Annotated in this window: 1 protein-coding gene; it reads left to right on the top strand. The window is 77.7% G+C overall.

Features of this window, described 5'->3' with window-relative positions:
• Nucleotides 1–162: 162 nt before the first annotated feature.
• Nucleotides 163–1,483 (top strand): RNA polymerase sigma factor (locus K6I33_RS34970; protein WP_229358819.1); only part of this gene is annotated, 1,321 nt, incomplete at its 3' end.

Raw genomic sequence — 1,483 nt, 5'->3', positions numbered from 1 at the left:
CCCGGCGATCGTTCGCCAGTACGTACCGCCCTGTCCGGAGCTCGGCCAATCGGGGCGGAATGTAGGGCTCCTGTCCCCCTTTGAGGGAGAGAGTCACCCGTATGGGCTAAACCTCTGTGAGCAGGGCGGACGAGGGCGCGGCACCGGCCTACCGTCGCCGGGATGATGACGAGCAGGCCCGAGCCCCCCACGCATGCCACCGGCGCGCACCGCGCACCCAGCAGTGCGCCGCGCGCGGCCCAGCCCCAGGTCGTCGAGAGCACCACCGAGCACATCGAGTACGCCGAATACGCCGACCGTGCTGAGGAATACGCCGACCACGCCGTCGAGGAGGAAGATCCCGAGAACAGCCCCCACCTCGACGGCCTGTTCACCTACTGCCTGTCCGTGCTGTGCGACCACGAGTCCGCCGTCGCCGCCCTCGGCGAGACCCTGGCGCTCGCCGAGCGCCGCGCCGACCGCGCCCCAGCCGCGCAGGAGGCGCACCGCGCCTGGCTGTACGCCCTCGCCCGCTGGGAGTGCCTGCGCAGGCTCGCCGAGCGCGGCACCGGCGACCCGCCGCCCGCCCCCGACGCGGGCGCCCGCGCGGAACTGGCCCTGCTCGCCTGGCCCGAGGCCGCCGGCACCACCGCCGAGCAGCGCGAGGCCCTGGAACTGGCCGTACGCCACGGGCTCGCCCCCCACGAGGTCGCCGCCGTGCTCCGCCTGGACCTCGACGCGGCGCGCGTCCTGCTCTCCAGCGCCGCCTGCGAGGTCGAGCGCACCCGCACCGCGCTCGCCGTCGTGGAGTCGGGCCGCTGCCAGGTGGTCACCCGCTTCGTGGGCGACCGGGAAGTGCTGCTGGGCGCCGCGCTCCGGCGCGAGCTCGTCCGCCACGTCGACGAGTGCGCCGACTGCCGCCGTACCGCCGAGCGGGCCGTCGCGGGCGAGCCCTGGCCCGGTACGGCCGCGTCCCCGGCCGCCGCCCTGCCCGTCCTCCGCGCCCCCCGCGCCGCCGCGCACGCCGCGATGCGCGGCGCCCTGGACGCACGCCCCCCGCGCCGGCGCGCGAGCGCGCAGCGCGCCGCCACCCCGCGCTTCGACCGCGGCGGCTTCCCCCTCACCCCCAAGGACCGCGCCGCCCGCCGCAGCAGGCTGCGCAGCCGGGCCGTGACCACCACTGTCGTCGCCACGGTCGTCGCCGCGCCCATTCTCGCCCTGTGGGCCGCCTACCGGGGCACCCCGCTCGGCGAGGGCACGGGCGCGGCCCCGGTGTCCGCCACCGAGACCGACAGCCTGGGCGGCAGCCCCCACGAGGGGTTCTACGAGGGCGCCTACGCCGATCCGTACGAGGCGACCGCCCCGGCGGGCCCCACCCGGCGCGTCAGCGGCACCCCGGGGCCGTCCATCGGCCATCGCTTCCCGGACGTCTCCGTGGCCGTCCTCGGCCCGGACGGCGGCCCCGCCCCGGCCACGCGGTCCGGGCCGAGGACGGCCACGGAGA

Source organism: Streptomyces sp. UNOB3_S3 (assembly GCF_020740895.1).
Taxonomy (GTDB): Bacteria; Actinomycetota; Actinomycetes; order Streptomycetales; family Streptomycetaceae; genus Streptomyces.
This window is presented reverse-complemented; position numbering and strand designations above follow the sequence as displayed.